Source organism: Micrococcus sp. iso_239, from assembly GCF_056173395.1.
In genome coordinates, this window is the sequence record NZ_CM149672.1 from 1,110,876 (window position 1) to 1,131,008 (window position 20,133).

The 20,133-nt window shown below is 73.1% G+C and carries 21 protein-coding genes, 4 tRNA genes, 1 pseudogene and 1 riboswitch; of the genes and pseudogenes, 18 read left to right on the top strand and 8 right to left on the bottom strand.

The features are described 5' to 3' along the window. The first annotated feature begins 112 nt into the window (after positions 1-112). Complete coding sequence (locus AC0VX2_RS05190) at positions 113-1,003, top strand: siderophore-interacting protein (RefSeq protein WP_221844820.1); 891 nt, start codon at positions 113-115, stop codon at positions 1,001-1,003. 97 nt (positions 1,004-1,100) lie between these two features. Here AC0VX2_RS05190 and AC0VX2_RS05195 read toward each other — a convergent pair. The 4 genes from AC0VX2_RS05195 to AC0VX2_RS05210 form a co-directional block, all read right to left on the bottom strand. After that, positions 1,101-1,177 (bottom strand) — tRNA-Gly (locus AC0VX2_RS05195). A 28-nt stretch (positions 1,178-1,205) separates the two neighbouring features. Continuing rightward, a tRNA-Val gene (locus tag AC0VX2_RS05200) sits at positions 1,206-1,277 on the bottom strand. Positions 1,278-1,335: 58 nt separating this feature from the next. Further along, positions 1,336-1,406: transfer RNA gene (locus AC0VX2_RS05205), tRNA-Cys, on the bottom strand. An 18-nt stretch (positions 1,407-1,424) separates the two neighbouring features. Continuing rightward, positions 1,425-1,498 (bottom strand) — tRNA-Gly (locus AC0VX2_RS05210). A 158-nt stretch (positions 1,499-1,656) separates the two neighbouring features. Between AC0VX2_RS05210 and AC0VX2_RS05215 the strand changes: the two genes are divergently transcribed. The 13 genes from AC0VX2_RS05215 (at position 1,657) to AC0VX2_RS05275 (ending at position 13,010) form a co-directional block, all read left to right on the top strand. Continuing rightward, entirely contained in the window at positions 1,657-2,643 is a 987-nt protein-coding gene (locus AC0VX2_RS05215) for a PD-(D/E)XK nuclease family protein (RefSeq protein ID WP_036340783.1), read from the top strand. Further along, entirely contained in the window at positions 2,640-3,224 is a 585-nt protein-coding gene (def, locus tag AC0VX2_RS05220) for a peptide deformylase (protein ID WP_144879175.1), read from the top strand. The genes AC0VX2_RS05215 and def overlap by 4 nt, the downstream gene beginning before the upstream one ends. Then, on the top strand, positions 3,221-4,321 hold the full coding sequence (locus AC0VX2_RS05225) for a methionyl-tRNA formyltransferase (protein WP_144820087.1): 1,101 nt from the start codon (positions 3,221-3,223) through the stop codon (positions 4,319-4,321). Before def ends, AC0VX2_RS05225 begins: the two co-directional genes overlap by 4 nt. Continuing rightward, positions 4,318-5,949 carry an RsmB/NOP family class I SAM-dependent RNA methyltransferase gene (locus tag AC0VX2_RS05230; RefSeq protein WP_144820088.1) on the top strand — a complete coding sequence of 544 codons (1,632 nt, stop codon included), beginning with the start codon at positions 4,318-4,320 and terminating at the stop codon, positions 5,947-5,949. The genes AC0VX2_RS05225 and AC0VX2_RS05230 overlap by 4 nt, the downstream gene beginning before the upstream one ends. Before the next feature lie 16 nt (positions 5,950-5,965). Next, positions 5,966-6,637 (top strand): ribulose-phosphate 3-epimerase, encoded by a 672-nt coding sequence (gene rpe, locus AC0VX2_RS05235; RefSeq protein ID WP_141842770.1) that lies wholly within the window; start codon positions 5,966-5,968, stop codon positions 6,635-6,637. A 104-nt stretch (positions 6,638-6,741) separates the two neighbouring features. After that, positions 6,742-6,886: riboswitch (FMN riboswitch) on the top strand. An 82-nt stretch (positions 6,887-6,968) separates the two neighbouring features. Further along, the gene (gene pnuC / locus AC0VX2_RS05240; RefSeq protein WP_069941988.1) at positions 6,969-7,673 is read left to right on the top strand and encodes a nicotinamide riboside transporter PnuC; all 705 of its coding nucleotides are present in this window, start codon (positions 6,969-6,971) and stop codon (positions 7,671-7,673) included. Further along, positions 7,670-8,803: a bifunctional diaminohydroxyphosphoribosylaminopyrimidine deaminase/5-amino-6-(5-phosphoribosylamino)uracil reductase RibD gene (ribD, locus tag AC0VX2_RS05245; RefSeq protein WP_144820089.1), complete on the top strand. Its 1,134-nt coding sequence runs from the start codon at positions 7,670-7,672 to the stop codon at positions 8,801-8,803. Before pnuC ends, ribD begins: the two co-directional genes overlap by 4 nt. After that, positions 8,804-9,460 carry a riboflavin synthase gene (locus AC0VX2_RS05250; protein WP_063189646.1) on the top strand — a complete coding sequence of 219 codons (657 nt, stop codon included), beginning with the start codon at positions 8,804-8,806 and terminating at the stop codon, positions 9,458-9,460. After that, positions 9,457-10,770: a 3,4-dihydroxy-2-butanone-4-phosphate synthase gene (ribB, locus tag AC0VX2_RS05255; protein ID WP_136939758.1), complete on the top strand. Its 1,314-nt coding sequence runs from the start codon at positions 9,457-9,459 to the stop codon at positions 10,768-10,770. Before AC0VX2_RS05250 ends, ribB begins: the two co-directional genes overlap by 4 nt. Further along, positions 10,767-11,249 (top strand): 6,7-dimethyl-8-ribityllumazine synthase, encoded by a 483-nt coding sequence (gene ribH / locus AC0VX2_RS05260; RefSeq protein WP_036383758.1) that lies wholly within the window; start codon positions 10,767-10,769, stop codon positions 11,247-11,249. Before ribB ends, ribH begins: the two co-directional genes overlap by 4 nt. A 418-nt stretch (positions 11,250-11,667) precedes the next feature. After that, positions 11,668-11,799: a hypothetical protein gene (locus tag AC0VX2_RS05265; RefSeq protein ID WP_020624531.1), complete on the top strand. Its 132-nt coding sequence runs from the start codon at positions 11,668-11,670 to the stop codon at positions 11,797-11,799. Further along, positions 11,796-12,080, top strand: a complete 285-nt coding sequence (locus AC0VX2_RS05270; protein ID WP_122054294.1) for a hypothetical protein — start codon at positions 11,796-11,798, stop codon at positions 12,078-12,080. Before AC0VX2_RS05265 ends, AC0VX2_RS05270 begins: the two co-directional genes overlap by 4 nt. Before the next feature lie 35 nt (positions 12,081-12,115). Continuing rightward, positions 12,116-13,010 (top strand): IS5 family transposase gene (locus AC0VX2_RS05275; protein ID WP_475432459.1). Its coding sequence is split into 2 segments (ribosomal slippage): positions 12,116-12,472 and positions 12,474-13,010, totalling 894 coding nucleotides; the frame shifts between segments, so codons are not numbered across the junction. On the opposite strand, the pseudogene AC0VX2_RS05280 reads toward AC0VX2_RS05275, so the two are convergent. Beyond that, positions 13,008-13,139, bottom strand: a pseudogene (locus AC0VX2_RS05280) (ArsR family transcriptional regulator); the annotation flags it as partial. The gene AC0VX2_RS05275 and the pseudogene AC0VX2_RS05280 overlap by 3 nt on opposite strands. Positions 13,140-13,225: 86 nt before the next feature. Between AC0VX2_RS05280 and AC0VX2_RS05285 the strand changes: the two are divergent. From AC0VX2_RS05285 to AC0VX2_RS05295, 3 genes are all read left to right on the top strand, one after another. Continuing rightward, the gene (locus AC0VX2_RS05285; protein ID WP_041103922.1) at positions 13,226-13,600 is read left to right on the top strand and encodes an ArsR/SmtB family transcription factor; all 375 of its coding nucleotides are present in this window, start codon (positions 13,226-13,228) and stop codon (positions 13,598-13,600) included. Continuing rightward, positions 13,600-14,511 carry a cation diffusion facilitator family transporter gene (locus AC0VX2_RS05290; RefSeq protein ID WP_044659924.1) on the top strand — a complete coding sequence of 304 codons (912 nt, stop codon included), beginning with the start codon at positions 13,600-13,602 and terminating at the stop codon, positions 14,509-14,511. The genes AC0VX2_RS05285 and AC0VX2_RS05290 overlap by 1 nt, the downstream gene beginning before the upstream one ends. A gap of 64 nt (positions 14,512-14,575) precedes the next feature. Then, complete coding sequence (locus AC0VX2_RS05295; RefSeq protein WP_165381393.1) at positions 14,576-14,716, top strand: hypothetical protein; 141 nt, start codon at positions 14,576-14,578, stop codon at positions 14,714-14,716. A gap of 271 nt (positions 14,717-14,987) precedes the next feature. Here the strand turns inward: AC0VX2_RS05295 and merA are convergent, their stop codons facing one another. Continuing rightward, entirely contained in the window at positions 14,988-16,436 is a 1,449-nt protein-coding gene (gene merA / locus AC0VX2_RS05300) for a mercury(II) reductase (RefSeq protein ID WP_371441091.1), read from the bottom strand. A gap of 71 nt (positions 16,437-16,507) precedes the next feature. Between merA and AC0VX2_RS05305 the strand changes: the two genes are divergently transcribed. Continuing rightward, positions 16,508-16,897 carry a heavy metal-responsive transcriptional regulator gene (locus tag AC0VX2_RS05305; RefSeq protein ID WP_101966230.1) on the top strand — a complete coding sequence of 130 codons (390 nt, stop codon included), beginning with the start codon at positions 16,508-16,510 and terminating at the stop codon, positions 16,895-16,897. Between the two features lie 453 nt (positions 16,898-17,350). Here the strand turns inward: AC0VX2_RS05305 and AC0VX2_RS05310 are convergent, their stop codons facing one another. Together AC0VX2_RS05310 and AC0VX2_RS05315 are read right to left on the bottom strand one after the other, a co-directional pair. After that, complete coding sequence (locus AC0VX2_RS05310) at positions 17,351-18,367, bottom strand: CNNM domain-containing protein (protein ID WP_036337237.1); 1,017 nt, start codon at positions 18,365-18,367, stop codon at positions 17,351-17,353. Next, a complete protein-coding gene (locus AC0VX2_RS05315; RefSeq protein ID WP_036337238.1) occupies positions 18,367-19,788 on the bottom strand; it encodes a hemolysin family protein in 1,422 nt (473 codons plus the stop codon). Before AC0VX2_RS05315 ends, AC0VX2_RS05310 begins: the two co-directional genes overlap by 1 nt. Positions 19,789-20,133: the final 345 nt, after the last annotated feature.

Consider the following 20,133-nt stretch of genomic DNA (forward strand, 5'->3'; position numbering starts at 1 on the left):
GGACGTCCCGCACAGTAGGGAAGCCTTACCTAAGAAAGCAAATACGCAACAATGACGTGACGTATTCAAAGGGAGGACTCCAGCAAAGGTGGGGCTCACCTATGCTGACCGGATGACGAGCTCCTCCGTCCTCCCCCCGCCTGCCGCCCGTCCCTCGCGTGTCGAGGCCCTGCAGATGAAGGCCTACCGCGGGCTCGCGGCCCTCGGCCAGGCGATGCCCGTTGACCGCGACGAGTATCCGCAGTGGACCATGACGGTCCGCGCCACGTGGCTGCTCGCCCCCCGGCTGCGTCGTCTCACGTTCGCCGCGGAGGAGTTCCGCACGTTCACCCCGCAGGGCTGCGACGAGTACTTCGGGCTGCTCACCCCGCCCCCGGGGCGGGCGCTCGTGATGCCCGATCCCGCGGCGCTCAATGCGCGGCGAGCGGTCGGGCGGATCCCCGAGGACGTGCGGCCGGATCTGCGGTGGTACACGGTCGCCGAGCACCGGCCCTCCGTCGGTGAGATCGACGTCGACGTCGTCGTGCACGACCATGCGGGCCCCGCCGGCACGTGGGCGCGCACCGCACGTCCGGGCGACGTCGCCGGCTTCCGCACCGGGACGGGCGCCTATCGTCTGCCGGCGGCGGGGGAGTCGCACCTCGTGGTGGGGGACGAGACCGCAGTCCCGAGCATCGCCGCCGCCCTCGCCGCGCAGCGTCGCACGCCGCGCGGGGGCCGGATGGACGTCGTCCTGGAGGTGCCCGGCCGTGACCACGTCCCCGCCCTCGAGGTCCCGGAGGGCGCCACGCTCACGGTCCTGCACCGCGGAGACGCCGTGCCGGGCGCCCTGCTCACGCCGCACCTCGAGGACCTCCCCGCCGCGCCCCGCGACCACGTGTGGGCGTGCGGCGAGCAGTCGCTCGCGACGGCGGCGCGGCGGGTGATCGTCCGCCGCGGCATCGCACCGAAGCGCGCGATCATGTTCAGCGGCTACTGGCGGGTGGAGGGCCCGCGGCTCTGATCCCGTCCGACGGTCGGCGTCCGTGCTCCGAGCACGAGGCCGACCGCACGCCCCGGAACGACGAAGGGCCCCTCCGCCAGGAGGGGCCCTTCGTGTGTGGAGCGGATGACGAGATTCGAACTCGCGACCTCCACCTTGGCAAGGTGGCGCTCTAGCCAACTGAGCTACATCCGCCTGAGTCGATCCTCACGGATCGTCTCCGTGCGCGATACTGGGTTCGAACCAGTGACCTCTTCCGTGTCAGGGAAGCGCGCTACCGCTGCGCCAATCGCGCTCGTCCACCTCCGAGGAGGTGGTGAACATGCCGCCACTCCCGGTCGGAGAAGCCTGCGAGGTCGGGACGGGATTCGAACCCGCGTATACGGCTTTGCAGGCCGCTGCCTCGCCTCTCGGCCACCCGACCAGGGGTGAAGGTTGAGCGAGCGGATGACGAGATTCGAACTCGCGACCTCCACCTTGGCAAGGTGGCGCTCTAGCCAACTGAGCTACATCCGCGCGTCGGTGCCGCCGGGATCCGCTCGTCCGAGCCGCTCACCTGCGTTTTCCAACGAGAAAGAACTCTAGGCCATCTCCGCCCGGATGCAAAATCGGCGTCCGGAGGCGTGTCGGGCCACCCCGTCGGGGGTCCGGGGACCCTGCCAGAATGGCTGACCATGACCCAGCCACGCCTCGCGCATCAGACCCCCCACGGACGCATGTACGCGCGCTCCCTCTCGGGCCTGCCCGAGGTCCCGTCCATCACCACCGTGATCGGCATGGAGAAGACGGACCTGGACGGCTGGGTTGGGTGGATGGCGGCCCAGTCCGTGACCCAGGATCCGCGCCTGGCGGAATCGGTGGGCTCCGCGGCGCGCCTGAAGCAGGTGGCCCGGCAGTCCGCCGACGCCGCCGCCCGCTACCGGGACGCCGCGGCCGAGCGCGGGGACCGCGTGCACGACTACGCCGAGCAGGTGGCCCAGCGCGCCCTCGGCCGCCCCCACACCATGGCGGAGGCCCGGGCCCGGCTGATCGAGCACGGCGAGGGCGCCTACGCGGACCGCTTCGACGAGTGGTGGGACCTCTACGACGTCCGGCCGATCGCGGCCGAGATCACCGTCTGGAACCACACGGTGGGCTACGCGGGCACGCTGGACCTCGTCGCCCGGATCGGCGGCCGGCTGTGCCTGATCGACTACAAGACGAAGGGCACGGGGCGGGACGGACGGGTCAAGGCGCTCGATCCCAAGGTGGTCATGCAGCTGACCGCCGGCCTGAAGGCGGAGGAGTCCCTGGTGGACCCCGAGGCCGGCACCTGGGAGGAGTGGCGGCACGGCCAGGCCGAGATGCTGCTCGGCGTCGCCCTGGGGGAGACCGAGGTCGCCGTGCACCAGGCCAACCCGGGCGTGCTGCCCCGCCACTGGCACAAGTTCTGGGCCCTGCGCCAGGTCTGGAAGCACGCGCAGGCCGTGGACGACGCCGGCCCCGCGCTCCGTGTCATCGGCCCCCCTCCGCCGTCGGTCCCGGTGTCGGCGGCCACCGGCCTGCAGGCCGTGCGCGCCGCGGCGTTCGGCGGCGGCTCCCACGCCGCCCCGGACGTGGCGCCCGACGGGTCGTCGTCGCGCCCGGCGTCTGCCGAGGGCGGCGATAGGGTGACGGCGTGACCGTCCTGCCCGTCCGCACCATCCCCGACCCCGTCCTGCGCACCGCCGCGTCGCCCGTGCCCCCGGGCGCGGATGTGCGCGCCCTCGTGGCGGACATGATCGAGACGATGCACGCCGTCGGGGGCGTGGGCCTGGCCGCGCCCCAGGTGGGCGTGGGCCTGCGCGTCTTCGTGTTCGACGTCGCCGGCGTCGCCGGGCACGTGGTCAATCCCGTACTCGAGACCGCCGGCCAGGCGCTGCGGGAGCCGGGCGAGGGGTGTCTGTCCGTGCCCGGGCTGCGCTACCACCCGGCGCGCGCCGCCGAGGCCGTCGTCCGCGGCACCGACGTGGACGGGAACCCGGTGGAGCACCGGGGGACCGGCCTGCTCGCCCGCTGCCTGCAGCACGAGACCGACCACCTCGACGGGATCCTCTACGTCGACCGCCTCGACGGCGAGGAACGCCGTGAGGCCCGCCGCCGCATGCGCGCCGGCGAGGTGGACCGCGCCGCTCGTCGCATCGGGGCCGCGCGCGCGGCCGCCGTCAGCTCGGTCTTCGGCGCCCCCGCCGTCCCCGCCGCCGGAACAGGAGCCGCCCGATGACCGCCCCGACGCCCCTGCGCGTGCTCTACGCCGGCACGCCCGAGACCGCCGTGCCCGTGCTGCGCGCCCTGCTCGACTCGCCCCACGAGGTCGTCGGCGTGCTCACCCGGCCGGACGCCCCGGTCGGGCGCCGGCGGGTGCTGACCCCGTCGCCGGTCGCGGTCACGGCAGAGGAGGCCGGCCTGCCCGTGCTCAAGGCCGACCGACTCCGCGGACCCGAGGGCGCCGATGCCCTCCAGGCGATCCGGGTGCTCGAGGCGGACGTGGCCGTCGTCGTCGCCTACGGGGCGCTCGTGCCCGTCGAGGCCTTGCAGATCCCCCGTCACGGCTGGCTCAACCTGCACTTCTCCGCGCTGCCGGCCTACCGCGGCGCCGCCCCCGTCCAGCGCGCCGTGATGGCCGGGGAGACCGAGATCGCCGCCGACGTGTTCCAGCTCGAAGAGGGCCTGGACACCGGGCCCGTCTTCGCCCGGCTCACCCGCCCCGTCGCGGCCGACGAGACCGCCGGGGCCGTGCTCACCGACCTCGCCGAGCGCGGCGGCCCACTCGTGATCGACGTGCTCGACCGCCTGGCAGACGGCACCGCGACGGCCACGCCCCAGCGCGGCGAACCCACCCACGCGCCGAAGCTCACGGCCGCAGACGGCCTGGTGGACCCCGCCCGCCCGGCCGCCGAGGTGGCCGCCCGGATCAACGGCGTCACCCCCGAGCCCGGCGCCTGGGGCTGGCTGACCGCGGACGACGGCGCCGCCCCGGCCCGTTTCAAGCTCGACGGCGTCGCCCCGGTCCGCGCCGGCGACGACGGCTGGCCCTCCGCCCTCGACGCCGCGGTTCCCGGGCAGATCCTGGTGGCCGCGAAGGCCGCCTGGCTGCGCACGGCCGGCGGGGCCGTCCGGCTCTCCCGCGTCCAGCCGGCGGGCAGGAAGCTGATGCCGGCCGCCGACTGGGCGCGCGGCGCCGCCGCCGGGGCCGCGCTGCTGGCCGGGGAGGCGCTCGCCCACCACGAAGAACAGGCCCGCCAGGAGGCCGCCGCCCGGGCGGCGGCACGCGAGGCCGCGCGGAACGCCGCGGCACAGGACGAGGAGGCACGCGCATGAGCCGCGAAGGACAGGCAGGACAGGGCCGGGGCGAGCGAGGGGCCCGCGGAGAACGCGGCCGCGCACCCCGGCCGGACGCCCAGGACCGCCGCGACGCGCAGGGGCGCACCCGCAACCGGGGTCGCTCCGGCGCCGGGCGGAAGTACTCGGCGCAGGCGCCGTCGCAGCGCTCCCGCACCGCTGACCCGGCGCGCCGCGTCGCGTTCGGGGTGGTCCGCTCCGTCCATGCCGAGGACGCGTACGCGAACCTGGTCCTCCCGGCGCGCATCCGCCAGGCCCGCCTCGACCGGCGCGACGCCGGCTTCGCCACCGAACTCGCCTACGGCACCCTGCGCGGGCTCGGCCTGTACGACGCGATCCTGACCCGCTGCGTGGACCGCCCGCTCGAGAAGATCGACCCACCCGTGCTCGACGCCCTGCGGCTCGGCGCCCACCAGCTGCTGGGCATGCGCGTGCCCGCCCACGCCGCCCTCGACGCCACCGTCTCCCTCGTGCGCGCCGAGATCGGGGCCGGCGCCTCCGGGTTCGTGAACGCGGTGCTGCGTCGGGTTGCCGAACGCCCCCTCGAGGAGTGGCTGGCCGACGTCGCCCCTGCCGACGGCGGCGACGCCGCCCTGGCCGTCCGTGCCTCGCACCCGGTGTGGATCGTCCGCGCGCTGCGCCAGGCCCTGGCCGCCCACCGCGGCACCCGCCACATCGCCGACCGCGACGCCGAGCTGGCCGCCCTGCTCGAGGCGGACAACGCCCCGCCCGTGGTCAACCTCGTCGCCCTGCCCGTGGCCGGTGGGGCCGAGGCGCTCGCCGCGGCCCTCGACGACGGCGCCGAACCCGGGCCGCTGGCCCCGGACTCCGCCCTGCACTCCGGCGGCGATGCCGGCCGTCTGCCCGGGGTGCGCGAGGGCGTGCTCCGCGTCCAGGACGCCGGCTCCCAGCTCACCGCCCGTGCCCTGGCCCAGGCACCCGTCCCCGCGGCCGAGGGGCGGGCCGAGCGCTGGCTCGACCTGTGCGCCGGCCCTGGCGGCAAGGCGGCCCTGCTGGCCGCCCTCGCCGCCGAGCGGGGGGCGACGCTCGTGGCCAACGAGGTCGCCCCGCACCGCGCCGACCTCGTCCGGCAGGCACTCGCCGCCGTGCCCGCCGGCGCCTGGACCGTCCGGACCGGGGACGGCCGCACGATCGCCGACGCCCCCGAGGCGGCCCCGGCGTTCGACCGCGTCCTCGTGGACGCCCCCTGCACCGGCCTCGGTGCGCTGCGCCGCCGACCCGAGTCGCGCTGGCGCCGCACCCCGGCCGACCTCGCCGAGCTCACCGGCCTGCAGGCCGAGCTGCTCGACGCGGCGGTCGCCGTCCTGGCCCCCGGCGGGGTGCTCGCCTACGTGACCTGCTCCCCGCACGTCGCGGAGACCGTCGTCCAGGTCCAGGACCTCGTGCGCCGCCACCCCGAGCTGGAGCTGCTCGACGCCCGCACCGCCCTCGACACCGTCGCGCTCGACGACCTGCGCCTGGACGAGGCAGAACCCGCCGGCGCGCCGAAGCCGGGAGACGTGGTCGCCCGCACGGCCCAGCTCTGGCCGCACCGGCACGGCACCGACGCCATGTTCCTGGCCCTGCTGCGCGCCCCCGGCGCCTGACCGAGAGGACCCGACCATGACCGCCCGCGCCCCGCGCCTGCACCCCTCGATCCTGTCCGCGGACTTCGCCCGCCTCGCCGACGAGCTGGCCCGCATCCCCAGTGCGGACGCGGTGCACGTGGACGTCATGGACAACCACTTCGTCCCGAACCTCACCCTCGGCCTGCCCGTGGTCGAGGCGATCCGACGCGCCACGGACCTGCCGCTGGACCTCCACCTGATGATCGAGGACGCCGACCGCTGGGCGCCCGGCTACGCGGAGGCGGGGGCCGAGTCCGTGACCTTCCACGCCGAGGCGTCGGCGGCGCCCGTCCGGCTGGCCCGGGAGCTGCGCGCGGCCGGAGCGAAGGCCGGCATGGCGCTGCGGCCGGCGACCGCGGTCGAGCCCTACCTGGACATGCTCCCGGAGCTGGACATGCTCCTGCTGATGACCGTGGAGCCCGGCTTCGGGGGGCAGGCGTTCCTCGACGTCGTGCTGCCGAAGATTCGCCGGGCCCGCCGCGCCCTCGACGGCGGGCCCGCCCCGCTGGCCCTCCAGGTCGACGGCGGCGTGAACCGCGAGACCATCGAACGCGCGGCCGAGGCCGGGGCCGACGTGTTCGTGGCCGGCTCCGCGGTGTTCGGCGCCGAGGACCCCGACGCCGCGCTCGCCGGCCTGCGCACCGCCGCCGCCCGCGCCTGCCACTGAGCCCGGCGACGCCGTCGCCCGCCCGCCGCGCCGGACGTCGCCCGGCGTCGTCCGGCGACGTCCGGCATGCGCGGCCGGCCGGGCGTGCGATACTGCTGGACAGCAACGTGCTCCGAGATGCGGTGGAAGTCCGCACCGGCGGTGACAGCCCGCTAACCGCGCGGCCCGTCCTCATCCGAGGCGGTGCAGAGCGGCCTGACCGGTGGAATTCCGGTGCCGACCGTACAGTCGGGATGGGAGAGGCACGCGGCGGAGCCGTTCCGCGCCCTGCGCGGGAGGGCTGCGGAGCGCACCCCTCGGAGTCCCGATCCGAGGAGGTGGCGTCACGGTCATGGACTGGCTGGTGGACGCGTTCAACTGGACCGTCCCGGTCGCCGGCGGCGGCCTGCTCATGCGCGAGGTGCTGGGCAACGTCTTCGGCCTCGCCTCCGCCCTGGGCGGCATGGCGCGCAGGGTCTGGGCCTGGCCCGTGGGCATCCTCGGCAACCTCATCCTGCTGACGGTCTTCCTCGCCTCCCTGTTCACGGGGGCCGATCACGCCACCCTGCTCGGTCAGGCCGGCCGACAGGTCATGTTCATCGCCGTCTCCGTCTACGGCTGGGTGCGCTGGCGTCAGGCCCGTCGGGGCCACGCCGAGGACGCTCCCGCCATCACCCCGGAGTGGGCCGGCTGGCGCGGGCGCGTGTTCCTCGTGACGGCCATGGCGGTCGGCACCGTCGCCCTCACCCCCGTGTTCCGCGCGCTGGGTTCGTGGGAGCCGGTGTGGGCGGACGCCTGGACGTTCGTGGGATCGCTGCTGGCGACCTACGGCATGGCGCGCGGCTGGGTGGAGTTCTGGCTGATCTGGGTGGCCGTGGACGTCGTCGGCGTGCCCCTGCTGTGGAGCACCGGCTACTACGCCTCGGCCGTCATGTACGCCTTCTACGGCGCCTTCACCCTGATCGGCTTCTTCGTGTGGCTGCGCGCCACAGACCGGGACAAGCCCGCCGTGGAGACGCTGCTGCCGGACGGCCCCGAGGGGGACGTCGCCCGATGAACGCCGCCGAGACCCCGTCCGCCGACCCCATGGACCTCGCCGTCGGCGCCGCGCTGCGCGGCGTGCGCGGCGCCAACCCCCTCGTCGGGGCCGTCCTGACCGACGCGGCCGGCCGCATCCTGGCCGTCGGGCACCACCGCGGACGGGGGACCGCCCACGCCGAGGTCGACGCCCTGACCCGCTGGCGGGCCGCCCGCGCCGCGGATCCGGCCCTGGCCACCCTCGACCCCGCCGGCCTGACGCTGCACGTCACCCTCGAGCCCTGTGACCACACCGGCAGCACCGGCCCCTGCTCGCAGGCCGTCCTGGACGCGGGGATCGGCGCACTGCGCTACGCCGTCGCGGACCCCACCGGTCACGACGGCGGCGGCGCGGCCCGCCTCGCCGCGCACGGGGTGCACGTCACCGGCCCCACCGGCGAGGCGGCCGCCCTCGCGCTCACCGCCCGCTGGCGCGAGGTCCGCGACGCGGGCCGCCCGTGGGTGACCGGACACCTCGCCCAGTCCCTCGACGGCCACGCCGCGGCCGCCGACGGCACGAGCCAGTGGATCACCGGCCCGGACTCCCGCGTCCACGCCCACGAGGTGCGCTCCCGCGTCGACGCCATCGTCGTCGGCACGGGGACCGTCCTGGCCGACGACCCCCGCCTCACCGCCCGTGACGCCGCCGGCGCCGAACTCGCGCACCAGCCCGTGCCCGTCGTCCAGGGTCACCGGCCCGTGCCCGACGGCGCCGCCCTGCGCGCCCACCCGGTCCTGCTGCACGTGCCGGACCACGACCCGCACGCCGTCCTCGCCGCGCTCGCCGCCCATCCCGGGCCCTGGCCCCACGGCCGCCGTGCCGAGCACGTGCTCATCGAGGGCGGGCCCCGCGTGCTCGGCGCGTGGCTGCGCGCCGGCCTCGTGGACGAGCTCATGGTCTACACCGCGCCCCTGCTGCTCGGCCCGGGCCGCGCCGCCGTCGCCGGCCTGGACGTCGCCACGCTGTCCGAGGGACCGCGCTGGCATCCCGACCCCGCGGAGGGCGGCCCCGCCCGTGCCCTCGGCGACGACGTCTGGACCCACCTGAGCCCGGTGCCGGCCCCGCGCCTGCCCACCGCCCCCGCCCCGACCCGTTTCCAGGAGGACTGAGTGTTCACCGGCATCGTCACCCATCTCGGCACCGTCGTCGCCCTCGAGCACGACGCGGCCGCCGACACCGCCCTGCTGACCCTCGACGCCGGCCGCGCCCTCGACGGGCTGCCCGCCGGCGGCTCGCTCGCCGTCGACGGCGTGTGCCTCACGGCCCTCGACGGACCCACGGAGCGCCCCGGCGTGTTCCGTGCAGACCTCATGGGCCAGACGCTGCGGATGACCAGCCTCGGCGACCGCGCCCCGGGGGACCGGGTCAACCTCGAGCGCTGCCTGCGCCCCACCGACCACCTGGACGGGCACGTGGTCCAGGGCCACGTGGACGGGACCGGCGAGGTCCTCGCGGTCACCCCGCACGGGGCCTGGACCACCCTGCGCATCGGCCTGCCCGCCCGCCTGGCCCGCTACGTCCCCGCGCAGGGGGCCATCGCCCTGCAGGGCGTCTCCCTCACCGTCACCGCCGTCTCCGACCCGGGCGCGGCCGCGCACTGGTTCGAGATCGGCATCATCCCGGCCACACTCGAGGCCACCACCCTGGGCGCCCTGCGGCCGGGCGACCGCGTCAACCTCGAGACCGACGTGCTCGCCCGGTACGCCGAGCGCCTCGCGCTCATCCCCTCCGCCCCCGCCGCACCCACCGAGGAGGCCCGCCCGTGAGCGAGCACATCCGTCTGGACCCCGTCCCCGCGGCGATCGCCGCGATCGCCGCCGGCCGGCCCGTCGTCGTCGTGGACGACGCCGACCGCGAGAACGAGGGCGACCTGATCTACGCCGCCGCCCTGGCCACCGACGAGGTCACCGCCTTCACCGTCCGCCACACCTCGGGCGTCATCTGCGCGCCCCTGCCGGCCGGCCTGGCCGACCGCCTGGCCCTGCCGCCCATGACCACCGTCAACGAGGACCCCAAGGGCACCGCCTACACCGTGAGCGTGGACGCCGCCGCCGGCGTCACCACCGGCATCTCCGCCGCCGACCGCACCCGCACCCTCCGCCTGCTCGCCGACCCCGGTGCCGCCCCCGGCGACCTGACCCGGCCCGGTCATGTGTTCCCCCTGCGCGCCGTCCCCGGCGGCGTCCGGGCCCGCCGCGGCCACACCGAGGCCGGCGTCGAGCTGTGCCGCCTGGCCGGCGTCGCGCCCGTGGCCGCCATCGCCGAGCTCGTCCACGACGACGGCACCATGATGCGCCTGCCCGCCCTGCGGGAGTTCTCGGACGAGCACGGCCTCGTGCTGATCTCCATCGAGGACCTCGTGGCCCACCTGGAGGAGACGACGCCGGCCCTGACCGCCGTCCCCGCCGAGGCCACCCTGCCGACCCGGCACGGCCTGTTCCGCGTGAGCGTGCACGTGGACGCCGAGACCGGGGCCGAGCACCTGCTGCTCGTGGCGGGGGAGACCGACTCGGAGCGTCCCCTCACCGTCCGCGTGCACTCGGAGTGCCTCACCGGCGACGTCCTCGGCTCCCTGCGCTGCGACTGCGGCCCCCAGCTCGAGGACGCCCTCGCCCGCGCGGCGGCCGAGGGCGGCGCCGTCCTCTACCTCCGGGGCCACGAAGGACGCGGCATCGGCCTGGCCAACAAGATCCGCGCCTACCGGCTCCAGGAGGAGGGGATGGACACCGTCGAGGCCAACCTCGCCCTCGGTCTGCCCGCCGAGGCGCGCGACTGGGCCGGGGCCGCCGCCGTCCTCACGGCCGCCGGCCATCGGCGCATCCGCCTCGTCACCAACAACCCCGCGAAGGTCGCGGGGCTGCGGGCGGCCGGCATCGACGTCGTCGAGCGTGTCCCGGCCCCCACGCCTGTCACCGAGCACAACGTGGTCTACCTGCGCACCAAGCGGGACCGCATGGCCCACGCCCTGGCGGACCGCGTGCTCGAACCGCCGACGGCCACCGGCGGCCCCGCCACGCCGGCCGATGACCCGACCACCGACCCGACCCACCCCACCCACCAGGAGGACACCCCATGAGCGGCGCCGGAGCCCCGACCTTCACCCCCGACCCCGCCGCTGCGAGCGGCCTGAACGTGGCGATCGTCGCCGCCCAGTGGCACACGGAGATCATGGACGGGCTGATCGCCGGGGCGCAGGCCGCCGCGGCCGACCTGGGCCTGGAGCCCGTGCTCGTGCGCGTGCCCGGCACCGTCGAGCTCACCGTCGCCGCGGCGCGGCTGGCGGAGCGATTCGACGTCGTCGTGGTCCTGGGCGTCGTGGTGCGCGGGGACACCCCGCACTTCGACTACGTGTGCCAGTCCGTGACCCAGGGCGTGACGGAGGTCTCGGTGCGCACCGGCGTTCCCGTGGGCTTCGGCGTGCTCACCGTGGACACCGACCAGCAGGCCCGCGACCGGGCGGGCCTGCCCGGATCCCGAGAGGACAAGGGACGCGAGGCCCTCGAGGCGGCCGTCCTCACCGAGCTCGCGCTGCGCTCGGTCACGCCACGGGACTGAGGGTGGCCGGGCGGGGCTGCCTGCTGGGTCGGCTGCTCTCGACGTGGACCCTGTCCCCGGGGCCGGTGGGGTGATCGCAGGCCGGTCAACCGGGCCCGTCCGGAACGCCGGCAGCCCCGCGCCGTCATGGATGGGGTCGGCCGGAGGGCGCGGGGACCCGACGATAGAGGCGGAGACGCGAAGCCCCCGCCCTTCGTCTCGCTCGCGGCATCCACAGCTCGTCGTCCACTGCCCCGACCGTCAGGGCGGGCCGTTGACCCCCAACGCGTTCACCGCCGCAGACGGGTGATCTATGCGGCCCGCCCCGCCTCGGACGACTGCGTCGGGGTGCACGGAGCCTGCCGCAGCGTGGCCGCGTTCAAACAGTCCATGGCCCTGCTGGGAGCTGCGCGAGACCGGGCTGCTGCTCACCCCCCTGGTGCCGGCCCGCTCCATCGTCCCCGGTGCACGTCTGGCCTGCGACTGGCTGGGCCACTATGAGAAGCGCGAACCCGTCGCCTCCGCCTACGCCGACCTGGCCGGCCTCATCTTCGAAAGGATCACCGCATGAACGAGAAGCAGCTTGAGCCCGACCTGAGTCTGCGAGCACAGCGACGCAAGCCCACCCCGGCCCCCCAGACCCCGGCTCCCGGAGCGGTGATCCCCGCAGAACCGGCAACGACCTCGGACCCGGCCGGTGGGTATGCGCCCCTGGCGCGGCGTGGGGCGCCGACCGTGGCCCTGAACGTGCGAGTGCCCGAAGCGATCCGCGACGCGGTGCGTCGAGAGGCCGCCACGAACCCGGCAACGCCCAGCCAGGCCGCGGTCATCGAAGCCCTAGGGCGTGTCTGAGAATAGATGCACGAGTCAGCTGAGACCCTGGGGACATGTCCCGGTTCCAGATGCTCTCTGACACCCAATGGGAGTTGATCGCCCCGATGCTCCCGACCCGGACCGGCCGCGCCGGCAGGCCGTTCGCCGACGCCCGCACCATGGTGGAGGCGATCATCTACCGGTACCGGTGCGGAATCGCTTGGAGGGATCTGCCCGAGGTCTACGGGCCCTGGCAGACCGTGTGGACCTGGCATCGGCGCTTGGCCGAAGAAGGCACATGGGACACGGTGCTGGCCACGCTGACCGCCGCCGCTGACGCCGAAGGCCTGATCGATTGGTCGGTCTCGGTGGACTCCACGATCGCCCGCGCCCACCAGCACGCGACGAACATCACCCGCCACACAGGGGGATGGATCGAACTACAAGAATCCGCATGAGGAACCGGCCGATCACGGCATCGGGCGCTCCCGTGGCGGGCTGAGCACGAAGATCCATCAGCTCGTGGACGGGACCGGGCTGCCGCTGGTCAGCCTGATCACCCCCGGCCAGGCAGGGGACTCCCCGATGCTGCTTCCTCTTTTGGAGCAGCTGCGCGTGACCCGGCCAGTAGGGCGGCCCCGGACCCGCCCTGCGGCGGTGCTGGGCGACAAGGCGTACTCCTCCCGGGCGATCCGCACCCACCTACGCGCCCGTGGGATCAAAGCGGTCATCCCCGAACCAGCCGACCAGCAGGGCCACCGCAGACGGCGCGGTGCCCGCGGCGGGCGCCCCATTGGCCTCGACGCGGCCGCCTACAAGGGCCGCAATGTCATCGAGCGTCAGTACGCGCACCTGAAGCAGTGGCGGGGTCTGGCGACCCGGTATGACAAGTACGCGATCATCTACAGGGCCGCTGTGGTCCTGAATGCTGTGCTCGCATGGTCAAAACGATTGTCAGACATGCCCTAGGTCGCGGGCGAGTACCGCCGGGTAGCTCGGGCCCTCGAGGAGTGTCATGAGGATGCGGGAGCGGGTCGGGTCGGCCATCGCCCGGCCCAGCCGGTTCATCACGTCCAGCCGCGAAGCAATAGTCAGCATGCGCTGAGCATACAGAACCTGCTGACCTCTCGTGTGTGGCTCCCGCTGCTGATATCTGCACATCTGCATAGGTGTATGGTCGTGGCATGAGTGTGACGCCGTTGGATTCGTGTCAGGTCACCGCCGTCCATCCGGAGAAGGTGGCGCTGACCCGGGAGAGGATCCCCGACGAGCGCGAGGCCGGCAGGTTGGCCGGGCTGTTCAAGCTCCTGGGGGACCCGCGCCGTGCCCGGGTGCTGTATGCGTTGCTGGAGGCCGGCGAGCTGTGCGTGTGTGACCTGGCGGCGTCGGTCGATGTCGCGGAGGCGTCGGTGTCCCAGGTGCTGCGGGTGCTGCGTTCCGCTGGGGTGGTCGAGAACCGCCGGGAGGGGCGGATGGTGTACTACCGCCTCGCTGACGGGCATGTGCGGATGCTGCTGGACGTCTCCCGTGAGCACGCCCGCCACGAGGGGCAGGGCTGATGGGGGCGGGACACAGCCATGCCCCGGCGACCGGGCATGCCGGTGGCCGCTACCGTCGGCGGCTGGCGGGGGCGTTCGCCCTGACGGCGGGCTTCTTCCTGATCGAGCTGGTCGCGGGGCTGGTGTCGGGGTCGTTGGCGCTGCTGTCGGATGCCGGGCACATGGCTGCCGATGTGGTGGTGCTGGGTGCGGCGCTGCTGGCGACGCGCATCGCGAGCCGGCCGGACTCCACGGGGCGACGCACCTATGGCTCCTACCGGGCCGAGGTGTTCGCCTCGGCGTTGGCGGTGCTGGCGATGCTCGCGGTCGGGGTGTACGTGGTGGTCGAGGCCATCAGCCGGCTGGGCGACGCGCCGGAGGTGGCCTCCGGCGCCATGCTCGCGGTCGGCTTCGCCGGCCTGGTGATCAACATCATCTCCATGCTGCTGCTGCGCAGCGGGGCCAAGGACAGCCTGAACGTCAAGGGCGCCTACTACGAGGTGATCGCCGACGCCGCCGGGTCGGTGGGTGTCATGGTCGCCGGCGTGCTGATCATTCTCACCGGCCAGCCGATCTGGGACGTCGTGGTCGCGGCGCTCATCGCGGTCTTCGTCATCATCCGGGCGGTGGTTCTGGGCAGGCAGGTGATCGCGGTGCTGGGCCAGCACGCCCCGGAAGGGGTGGACCCGGAGGACGTCGCCGGTGACCTGGACGCGGTCGAGGGGGTGGAGGAGGTCCACGACCTGCACCTGTGGACCCTGACGTCGGGGATGAACGTGGCCACGGCCCACCTGGTCGCTGACCAGGGCGCGGACCACGGCGCCGTGCTTGCCGGCGCGCGCCGGGTGCTGCACGACCGTTACGGTATCGCCCATGCCACCTTGCAGGTGGAGGGCGCCGGCAGCGACGGCTGTCACGACCTGAGCTGGTAGCACTCGGCACGGAAGCCCGCTCGCGAGAGCCGCACATGCTTGAGCAACGTCTTAGGAGCGCGCGATGGCCGCGAAGCACGGCAAGGGCCCCGGGCCGGACGAGGGCCAGCGGCCGGCCCGGCGCGGGGTGGTGCTCACCCTGCTGGGGATCGGTCTGGTCGCCGCGGCTTACGTGGTGACGATCGTGGTCATGGTGGTGCGGTGACGCGGCCCAAACGGACCGCGGCCTCATGGCGGCGCCGCAAGGCGGTCATCGCGTCGTCCAGTGCTGTCCTCGTCGGGTCGAGCACGTAGAGGTCGTGAAGACGTCCAGATATAGGCCTGGGACGGGAGTTCTTGCATCGACTGAACTCCCCGGTGGTTGCAGGTCCGATACGCAGGGGTGCCAGTAAGTAGGGCTGATCGGCGCCCATTTTCTTGTCTCGCGCCCCGGGGCGAGGCGGTCCCCTATCGGTGTCCCTGTGTGCGGGGCAGGTTCACGCCGCGCAGCAGGAGAGCTTGGCGATGTCGGTGGTGAAGGCCTGCGCGGTGAGCTTGAGGCCTTCGGCCATGGTCAGGTAGGGGCTCCAGAGGTTGGCGACCTGGCTGGTGGTCATGCCGGCCTCGAGCATGTAGACCCCGGCGGCGGCGAGGTCGCCGGCGTCCTGGGCCAGGGCGGTAATGCCGATGATGCGGCCGGTGTCGGCGTCGGTGACCATCTTGATGAACCCGCAGGTGTCGCGGTTGACGATCGCGCGTGGGACGTGCGCGAGTGACAGGACACGGCTGTCGTAGCGGATCCCGGCAGCGGAGGCCTGCCGTTCGGTCATCCCGACGGCGGCCAGGGCGGGGCTGGTGAACACGACCCGGAGCAGGTGGCGGTAGTCGACCTCGAGGCCGGCGCCGGTGAGGGCGTTGTCGGCGACGAGGGCGCCGTGGGCCGCGGCGACGTACACGAACTGACGGTGGGCGGTGACGTCACCGGCAGCCCAGACGCGCGGGTTGGTGCTGCGCAGATGGCTGTCGACGACCACCTCGCCGTGGTCGCCGGTGCGCACGTCGACGGTGTCGAGACCGAGCGTGGCGGTGACCGGGCGGCGCCCGGTGGCGACGAGTACCTCGGCCGCCCGGAGTTCCTGTGAGCCGTCAGTGGTGGTGGCAGTGACCGTGACCTCGCCGGTGGCCGGGTCGCGGCGGACCGCGCTGGGCACCGCGCCGCGGATGATCTGGATGCCTTCGTCCGTGAAGATCTCATCCAGGGCGGTGGACGCCTCGGGTTCTTCCTGGGACGCCAGCCGTGAGCGGACCAGCATGGTGACCCGGACGCCGAGCCGAGCGAAGAGCTGGGCCTGCTCCATCGCGACGTAGCCGCCGCCGATGACCAGCAGCGACTCCGGGACGTGGTCCAGTTCCATCGCGGTGGTCGAGGTCAGGTAACCGGCCTCCTGCAGGCCGGGGACCGGCGGCGCCCAGGGCCTGGAGCCGGTGGCGATGAGGTAGTGCGCGGCCCGGACCGTCTCCACCGTGCCGTCAGGGCCGGTGACGCGCAGTGCCGGCTCGCTGGGTGTGCCGACGAACGTGGCGTCCCCGGGGTGGAGATCCCATCCGTACTCGGTGGCCAGGTCCAGGTACTTCTCGCCACGCAGTGACCCGACGAGCCGATCCTTGCCGGCGATCAAGGCGGGCATGTCGACCGGCCGGACTTCGGGGAGCGGCAGCCCGGGGAACCGGGAGGCGTCGAGTGTGACGTGGCGGGCCTCGGCGGTCGCGAGCAAGGCCTTGGAGGGCACGCACCCGGTGTTCACGCAGGTACCGCCGACGGTGCCACGCTCGATCATCACCACCCGTCTGCCGAGGTTGGTGGCGCGGATCGCGGCCGCGAACGCCGCCCCACCGGACCCGATCATTGCCAGGTCATACGACCTGCTGTTAGCCGTTGCCGTCATGAACTCCTCCTTCATCGCCCTCAGGATCGACCTTCCAGTGCACTGGAAGGTCAAGGGGGAGAATGAGTGGCATGCGGATCGGTGAGGTGGCTCGGGCGTCGGGCACGACGAGCAAGACCCTGCGGTACTACGAGGAGGTCGGGCTGCTACCCGCCGCGGACCGCACCCCGGCGGGCTACCGGGACTACGGCGCCGAGGTGCTCGACCGGCTGGACTTCATCCGCCGGGGGCAAGCGGCCGGGCTGACCCTGGCCCAGATCGGTCAGGTGCTGGACATCCGCGACCGGGGGCAGGCCCCCTGCCGGCACGTCACCGACCTGCTCGACACCCGCCTTGATGTGATCGACCGGCAACTCGCCGAGCTCGCGCAGCTACGCACCACGATCGCCGACCTGCGCGAGGACGCCGCCGCCGGCGACCCGGCCATGTGCTCCCCCGAGGATGTCTGCCGCTACCTGTGACACCGAAGTTCACGGGCCCGTGGCAGCGCATGGCGGCCCACTCTGTTGCGTTGGGGTGTTAGACCTTTCGCAACGGTTCTGTTGCGCGGGGTGCACCCTATCGCGACGCCTATTCCTCCGGCCTGCCGTCGGCCGCTGTCCCGGTGAAGGATCGGCTTGCGGAACGTGAGCCTCACTCGCAGCGCCCTCTTGCCCGCGTGCTTGGAGGCCGCCACTGAGCTCCGACAGAACCCCGCCATATAGCGGCGCAAGCCACACATGACACCGGGCGGCACACCGAGCAGCCGCCACAAACGACCGATTTAGCCGTTACACGCCCGTGAGTCGGAGCATGACTGAGCCCATTGAGGCCGGAATGGGGGGCGAGGCCACTGTGCCGATTCTGATTCTTTGTCCACACCACCGCGGGGGCCGTTTCAGCGGCCCCCGCGGTGGTGTTGCCGAGGTGTGGACTCAAGCCGCGCGGGGCAACACTCCGCGCAAGACGTCGGTGAGGGTGACGACCCCAGTGAACCGGTTGTCCTGGGTCACTGCGGCCAGCTGGCGGCTGTTGCGGCGCATGGAGGCAAGTGCTTCGTGCAACGGTGTGGTGGAGGGCAGCGTCAGAGCCTGCTGGATAAGCGGCTGGATTGGCGCAGAAGGCTCCATCGTGAGGGTGTCCCGCACGTGGACGACGCCCGGAACGCTCTCAGGGGTATGGTCCGGCTGGACCAGGATACGCAAGTGCCCTGAGCACGCAGCGGCATTCTGGACCGCCTCGACGTCGGCGTCGGGGGCGACCTTGACCGGGTGCTGACCCTGGGGGAGGAGGTCCCCGAGAGTGAGGGTCTGAAGGTCCAGGGCACCGGCCAAGGCTTCATGGTTCTGCCGGTCCAGGGTGCCGGCGGCGGCGGAGTGCTCAACCAGCTGACGAATGGCCGCTGCGTCGTAGCCGCCCACGGCGGCTTGGTCCACGGGGGTGACGCCGCTGAGGGTCACCAGGCGGTTGGCCAGCCGGTTGGCCAGCAGCAGCAGGGGGCGAACGGTCCAGACGAAGGCGCGTGCGGGCACGGCCACGGCTTTGGCTGCGGTCTCGGGGTGGGCAATGGCCCAGGACTTGGGGGCCATCTCCCCGATGACCAGGTGAAGGAAGGTCACGGCCAGCAAGGACAGGACGAAGGAGGCGGTTCCGGCTGCCGCTGCGGGGATGCCCCAGTCCTCCAGGACGGGGCCGAGCCATGCGTCGACGGCCGGCTTGGTGATCGCCCCCAGGGCGAAGGTGCACAAGGTGATGCCCAACTGGGCTGCGGCGAGCATGAGGGTCAGCTCGTCGACTCCCTTGAGAGCGGCCCGCGCGGCGCGGCTGCGTCCTGCCTCGGCCTCCAGTCGGTGCCGGCGGGCGCCCAGCAGGGAGAACTCCATGATGACGAAGATCGCGCTGAGCACGATCAGCGCTGTGGTCACGAGCATGACGATCAGTGGACCGTGCATCATCGCTCCTCGTCCGTGGTGGCGTCGGGCTGGGCCTCGTGGGCGGCATGGCTGCCGGCGGTGTCAGAGCGGGGCACCTCGATGAGGTGGATCCGCAGTCGAGCTGGGACCCTGCGTTGGATGGAGAGGACCTCGACCTGCAGGTGGCGGTCGTAGACCTCCTCAGCCCCGAAGTCTCGTGGGTCCTCGGGCAGGTCGATCGTGATGACCTCGCCTTCCCGGGGCAGACGGCCCAGAGCGTCGATGGTCAGACCGGCGGCGGACTCGGCCTCGGTCACGGGCAGGGGGTGCCCGACGAGGCGCTCGAGCTCGTCCAGGTGGGCCTCTGCGCTCAGGACCCAGGAGTGCAGGCCTGTGGCGGTGATCTCCTCCTGGGGGTGCAGGTCGTGCTCGTCCGTGAGCTCGCCCACGAGCTCCTCCGCGAGGTCTTCCACTGTGAGCACGCCGACGAAGCCGCCGAACTCGTCCACGATGCACGCCATCTGCTGCCCTGAGCCGTCGAGCTCCCGGGCTGCGTCGGGCAGGGACATCATCGTGGGCAGCACCAGTGCAGGGCGCATCAGGGCGGACACGGGGGTGTCCGGGGCCATCCGGGTCTCACCGAGCAGGTCGGTGAGGTGGACTACCCCGAGCGGTTCGTGTTCGTTCGAGATCACCGGGTAGCGGGTGTGGCCGGTGGCCATCAGGTCGCGCACCTGAGCCAGGGAGGTCTGGGGCTGAACCTCGTCCACACGCGAGCGGGGCACCATCGCGTGCTGCACGTCCTGGTCTGGGAAGTCCAGCACCCGGTCGATCAGGACGGAGACCTCCGCGGGCAAGGATCCGGAAGCTCTGGAGTCCAGGGCAATGCGGTCCAGGTCCTCGGCGGAGGCGGTGCTGTCGACGTCGTGCACTGGCTCGATGCGCAGGAGCTTGAGCAGCACCTCGGCCGCCTTGTCGAAGACCCAGATGAGCCAGCCGAACAGGCCGAGGTAGATCTGTGTGGGCCGGGCCAGAGCGCGGGCCAGGGGCTCGGGGTTGGCGATGGCCAAATTCTTGGGGTACAGCTCGCCGATGATCATCTGCACCAGGGTGGCCACCACCAGTACGCCCAGCGTGGAGATGGCGATGACCACTTCAGAAGGCAGTGCGGTGCCGCCGAGCAACTCGGTCAGGGCCGCACCCACCATCGGCTCTGCCACGTAGCCCACCATGAGGCCTGTGACCGTGATCCCCAGCTGCGCGCCGGAGAGCATGAAGGAGGTGCGGCGAGTGACCTGCAGTGCGCGGGCGGCGGCGCGGTCGCCGGCCTTGGCGGCGGTCTGCAGGCGGACGCGGTCTACAGACATGTACGCGAATTCCTGGGCCACGAAGAAGCCGTTGGCGGCGATGATCGCCAGGATGATGAGGGATCCGAGGATCAGTGTCAGGACTGGATCCATGCCTGAGTCACCTCCCCACGAGGTGCAGGCGACCCCGCCAGCTGCGGGGTGGGGTGGGGGTGACGCTCGGACTGTCACCAGGGCAGGCGGCTGGGCCGTCGCTCATGTATTCAGGGGCTCCATAAGGGGTCGAATGAATAATGGCGGCACATTACCACCGGTAACCGGTCGCAGGGCAAGGTGGGGTGTGGCCTCGCCGCCGACATCGGGCATCTGCCCGCCAGGATGTCCAGCCGGGTATACCCCTTTACACGCCCCGTCCGCCCACGAGAGCATCACGTCAGAAACGGTCCCAAACCGAGCTGTTGGACAGAAGTGTTGGAGGGTTTGAGACGTGGTGGGACA